Origin of the sequence: Thermus sp. NMX2.A1 (assembly GCF_000511705.1) — a bacterium.
GTDB lineage: Bacteria > Deinococcota > Deinococci > Deinococcales > Thermaceae > Thermus > Thermus scotoductus.
This window is the reverse complement of sequence record NZ_ATNI01000130.1, coordinates 1-5,186: the sequence shown is the minus strand read 5'-3', so window position 1 is coordinate 5,186 and position 5,186 is coordinate 1. Positions and strand designations below refer to the sequence as shown.

The 5,186-nt window shown below is 63.2% G+C and carries 5 protein-coding genes; 2 read left to right on the top strand and 3 right to left on the bottom strand.

The window, feature by feature from the left end; all coding sequences use genetic code 11:
• Positions 1-328, bottom strand: a 328-nt coding sequence (locus TNMX_RS12335; RefSeq protein WP_038032637.1) for a nucleotidyltransferase domain-containing protein, incomplete at its 3' end; no start/stop codon positions are given.
• Positions 329-505: 177 nt separating this feature from the next.
• Between TNMX_RS12335 and TNMX_RS12330 the strand changes: the two genes are divergently transcribed.
• Positions 506-1,489, top strand: coding sequence for a M23 family metallopeptidase (locus TNMX_RS12330; RefSeq protein ID WP_052038001.1), 984 nt, complete (start codon positions 506-508; stop codon positions 1,487-1,489).
• A gap of 182 nt (positions 1,490-1,671) precedes the next feature.
• Here the strand turns inward: TNMX_RS12330 and TNMX_RS12325 are convergent, their stop codons facing one another.
• The gene (locus TNMX_RS12325; protein ID WP_084221161.1) at positions 1,672-2,865 is read right to left on the bottom strand and encodes a TaqI-like C-terminal specificity domain-containing protein; all 1,194 of its coding nucleotides are present in this window, start codon (positions 2,863-2,865) and stop codon (positions 1,672-1,674) included.
• Positions 2,866-2,952: 87 nt separating this feature from the next.
• On the bottom strand, positions 2,953-4,140 hold the full coding sequence (locus TNMX_RS12320) for a glycine C-acetyltransferase (RefSeq protein WP_038032635.1): 1,188 nt from the start codon (positions 4,138-4,140) through the stop codon (positions 2,953-2,955).
• A gap of 108 nt (positions 4,141-4,248) precedes the next feature.
• On the opposite strand from TNMX_RS12320, the gene TNMX_RS12315 reads away from it, so the two are divergent.
• The gene (locus tag TNMX_RS12315; protein WP_038032633.1) at positions 4,249-5,136 is read left to right on the top strand and encodes a DUF4032 domain-containing protein; all 888 of its coding nucleotides are present in this window, start codon (positions 4,249-4,251) and stop codon (positions 5,134-5,136) included.
• Positions 5,137-5,186: the final 50 nt, after the last annotated feature.

The window sequence follows — 5,186 nt, the reverse complement described above, 5'->3', positions numbered from 1 at the left end:
GCTCTAAGGCCCCTTCCAAAAACCAGAGCTTGCCTTGGGCCTCAAGAAGGGCAAACTCCTCTGGCAATAGGCCCTTGGGCTCCTCCGGCCCCTCCCTAAGGGCGAAGAGCAACCTGGCCCGCTCCAGGGGGTCCTTGGGCAGGGAGGGTGCGACCACGAGGAGGTCCAGGTCGCTTTCCAGGTTGAAATCCCCTCGAGCCACGGAGCCATAGAGGAAAACCCGGGCCTCTTTAAGCCTTGCCCGTACCCTTTCCGCGTAGCGCCGGGCCATTTGGATGAGGGCTTCCCGCTCCTTAGCCCTTTGGGCCAAGGCCCTTTCCAGGCTCATCCCGCCACCTCCCGCAGAGGGGCCAAGGCCATCCAGCGGGCAAACTCCCCCTGGTCCACCCCTTCAGGATATACCCTTTCGCCCACCCCTTAGGTCCGCTAATCTTTAAGTGGGACTCTAGGAACGTTAATCCTTTCCAAGGTCCCCCAGAGAGAGAACGAAAAGGAGGTAAAGGGCATGCTTGCAACCCTAAGGGGCAAAGCAGTCAAACTTCTAAGGAGGATCTGGTCAGCGCTGATCTTGCCCTTTCTCCTGGCCTTTTTCTCTAACATCCTCCTAGGAATCGCCTTGTGGCTTCCTCCCTTGGCCGACCACCCTGTTTTGGAGTCTCTTAAGAACCTCGCCTCGCGCTTATCCCTGCTCTTTTTCCTGCCCTTCCTGGGCCTAATCCTGTTGGACAGGAAAGCCCTTTACCGTTTTCTCTTCATCCTCCCCACCCTCCTTTCCCCTGGCGTTTGGTTCGCCCTCTTTACCCAGAACATCGGCGATACGCTCAACAGCCGTCGTTTTGGACCCAACCTGCCTACCCCCAGGACTTACCGGCCCCAAGGGGCCTACCGCCTCCCCTTCCAGGGGTTTTGGCTGGTGGCCAACGGCGGCCCGGACCCCGAAACCTCCCACTCCTGGGAGATTTTGAGCCAGCGCTACGCCTACGATTTCGTCATCAAGGACAGCCAGGGCAAAACCTACCGCACCCACGGGCGGCGGCCCGAGGACTACTACGCCTTTGGCGCACCCCTCCTAGCCCCCGCAGACGGGGTGGTAGTAAGGGTGCAAAACCGGCACCGGGACTGCCCTTGGCCAGGCTTTGTGGACCCCTTTGCTTGGAGCATCCTCGGCAACTACGTCCTCATCCGGCACGGGGAGAGGGAGTATAGCCTCCTCGCCCACCTCAAGCGGGGGAGCGTGCGGGTCAAGCCCGGCCAGTGGGTCCGGGCGGGGGAGGTGGTGGGGGAGTGCGGGAACTCGGGGCATTCCACCGAGCCCCACTTGCATTTCCAGTTCTTAGACCGTCCCCATGCCTTTCTAGGCCTTTCCCTTCCCATTCCCTTTACTGGGTTCCTGCGCCGAAAGGAGGATGGCAGCCTGGAGGCGACCCCTCTGGGCTTTCCCATCAGGGGGGAGGAGGTGGCCCCGTCTGAGCAGGGTTTGGGTCAGTGAGGTCAAAGGAGCGGTCGTATAAGGAATTTTGTGTAGGGGTCTGTGAAGGCTGGAGACCACCTTCGGCTAGGTGGACCGGTGTATTGGCCGGCCTAGCGGCAGGGGTGCGTGGTGCACGGGGTGTGCTCCAGGCTGGCCTAGATGCGGGACTGGGCCAGCCTGCAGCAGGACTTGAGGAGGATCTACGGGGAAAAAAGCCGGGAGGAAGCCCTTGAGGCTTTGGAGGGACTCGAGGAGGCGCGGTGGGAGAGCTCAGGGGCTTTTTCCAGAGGAAGGCGTTCCAGCATTCTGAGCGTAAGATGGGGTACGAAGTCCCTGTAAAGGGTCTTGATGTACCTCTGAACCTCATGGGAGTTGAGCCACTCCACCAAGGCTATGGGATCCAGTCGTGCGCTCTTCTTGGGGAGAAGATGAAATTCTTCTCTCCAGGGATAGGCCAGGCCGTCCCAAGCCGCCACCACCCTGGTCCCCTTGGTGTGGGCCACTACCAGGTGGGGGGTCCCATAGAAATCGCGAAGCTCCTTAGCCCTTTCCTTAGGCATCCATAACCCGGAGTAGTTCCTCTCGTAATCCACCCACCCGGGCTTTAAGTTTCTCCCCGTGAGGACGGGTACCAGGCCCGGAGCAGGCTCCCGCTTCACTGCGGGATGGCGTTTAAACTCGGGACTTCTGGCAGCGAAGCGGATCTCGTAGAGCTCCCCCAAAGGCCTCCCCGAGGCTTCCATCCTCCGGGTTTCCTCCGTTTCGAAGCGGACCATCTCCCCCTGCCAGGCGGGGTCTTCCAGAAGGAGGACGGGGCTATGGAAGAGGGGGCCTTCCGCATCGTAGAGCTTTAAGCCCCTTCCCCCCTTCCTGAACCGGACCACCGCGGCCACCACCTTGACCCCGGGGAAGGCCCGGCCCAGGTAGTAGACCTCCGTCTCCCCCTCCCGGGCCAGGAAGGCCCTGAGCTTATGGAACTCCGAAAGGACCATCCACCCCGCGGGGATCACATAGACCAGCATCCCCGAAGGGGCTAAGAGCCTCACCCCCTTCTCCAGGAAGGCCCCGTAGAGGTTGTAGCGCCCGTGCCAGGTGGCGAAGCGACTTCGGTAAAGCCTCCGCCGCTTTGGGTCCAGCCGGGCTCCCGCCCCCAGGGCCCCGTAGGGAGGATTCCCCAGGATGAGGTGGAAGGTCTCGTGGGGCTCCCAGAGGAGGAAGTCCGCCAGGTGGCTTTCGGCCCAGGGGGGCGGGTCCAAGGCCAGGGGGTCCACCTCTACCGCATGGAAGCGGTAGCCTGAGCCGTGCGCCTCTCGGAAGGCCCGCAGGAAGGGGGCGTGGGCTGAGGCGGGCTCGAGGATCCTCCCCCCCTTGGGGGCCTCCGCCAGGGAAACCATGAAGCTCACCAAGGAGGGAGGGGTGAGGATGCGGCCCAGGGTACGGGAGGGCAAGGAAGCCACCAGGTGGGTCCTTCGGGAAGCGGCCTAGCGGATCACCCCAAGCTTACGGCCGACTTTCTCGTAGGCCTCGAGGGCCTTGTCCAGCATCTCCTGGGTGTGGGCGGCGGTGACGATGTTGCGGATCCTGGCCTTGCCCTTGGGCACCGTGGGGTAGCCGATGCCCACGGCGAAAACCCCCTCTTCCAGGAGGAGGCGGCTCGCTTCAAAGGCCAAGGGGGCCTCCCCGAAGAGTACCGGGGTGATGGGGGTCTGGCTTCCTAGGGTGTCGTAGCCCATGCGGGCAAGCTCCTGCTTGAAGTAGCGGGTGTTTTCCCAAAGCCTTTCCACCCGCTCGGGCTCCTTCTCGATGAGCTCTAAGGCACCCAGCAAAGCCCCCACCACCGCCGGGGGGTGGCTGGTGGAGAAGAGGAAGGGCCGGGCCTTGTTGATGAGGAGGTCCTTGAGCTCTAACGCCCCGGCGGCATATCCCCCCACCACCGCCCAGGCCTTGGAGAGGGTGGCCACCTGGATCACGTCGGGGTCCTGGTGGAAGCCAAAGTGGTGCACCGTGCCCTTGCCCTTTTCCCCCAGGACGCCGCTTCCGTGAGCATCGTCCACGTAGACCACCGCCCCGTACTTCTTGGCCAGGGGCACGATGCGGTCCAAGGGAGCGATGTCCCCGTCCATGGAGAAGACCCCGTCGGTGACGATGAGTTTGAGGCCTTCGGTGTCGTGGGCCTTCAGGAGTTCCTCCAGGTGGGCCACGTCGGCGTGGCGAAAGACCAAACGGGTGGCCTTGGTGAGGCGGAGGCCGTCGATGATGCTGGCGTGGTTCAGCTCGTCGGAGAAGACCAGGTCCCCCTCCTGGAGCAGGGCTCCCAGCACCCCCTGGTTGGCGGTGAAACCCGACTGCAGGACCAAGGCGCTTTCCGTGCCCTTGAAGCGGGCCAGGGCTTCTTCCAGCTCCAGGTGGTAGGTAAAGGTGCCGGCGATGGTGCGCACGGCCCCGCTTCCCGCCCCCCACCGTTCCAGGTACTGGCGGGCTTTCTCCTTCAGGTAGGGGTGGTTGGCGAAACCCAGGTAGTTGTTGGAGGCCAGGTTCACCACTTCCCGTCCCTCCACCCGGGTTACGGGTTCCTGGGGAGCCTCGAGGACCCTGGGGCGGATATAGAGGCCCTCTTGCTTAAGCCGTTCCAGCTCTTCCTGCACGCGGGTCCTTAGGTCCAAGCCCATGGTCCTATCTAACCCCCTCGGCTTCCCCTTGTCCAGGGGCGCGTGTTCACCCCCTTACCATCTTCTGACCGGTGTGGTCTACCCTAAGAAGGGGGTGGTAGCGTTTCCATGAGACCCCATGTGCAGGCCCAAGCCGAGGCAGAGCGCCTGGAATGGCGCGCTGCCCTTCACGAGCTCCTCCACCGCCTCAAGGGCGAGCCCAACCTGCTCCTGCCCTTTCACCAGGTCCTTGCCCTGAGGCCCAAAGGGGAGCACCCCCTGGGCCTACGCACCATTGAGGTGGCCAAGGTGGTGGGTTCCGTGGACCGCTACGAGGACTTTGACCACCGCTTCCTTCCCAAGACCCCCCACACCCTGGAGCGTTGGAAGCGTCTCCGGGTCCTGCAGCTGGAGGGGGTGGAGCTTCCCCCCATAGAGGTCTACCAAGTGGGGGAGGCCTACTTCGTCAAGGACGGGAACCACCGGGTGGCCCTGGCCAGGGCCACGGGGCAGAGGTTCATCGATGCCTACGTCATCGCCCTGGAGGTCCCGGTGCCCGTGGAGGCTTCGGACACGCTAAAGGACCTCATCCTCAAGGGGGAGTACGCCCACTTCTTGGAGAAGACCCGGCTTAAAGAGCTCCTTCCTCAGGTGGAGGAGATCCGCTTCACCACCCTGGGCCGGTACGATCTCCTCCTGGACCATATCGCCACACGGCAGTATTTCAAGGGCCTCGAGGAGAACCGGGAGATCCCCTGGGAGGAGGCGGTGGTGGACTGGTACGAGAACCTCTACAAGCCCACCGTGGAGGCCATCCGCCGCCTGGGTTTGCTGCGGGAATTTCCCGGCCGCACCGAGGCCGACCTCTACCTATGGGTGATGGACCACCGCTACTTCCTGGCCCAGGAACTGGGGGCGGACCTTGGCCCCGAGGAGGCCGCCCGCTCGTACGAGGCCCGGTTTGGGCCCTGGTGGAAGCGGCTTGGGGGGTGGCTGAAGAAGGCTATTTTGGGGTAGGCATAAAATCCCTCATTTTCTCACAAAGGCATCATTTGTCAAGTGCAAAT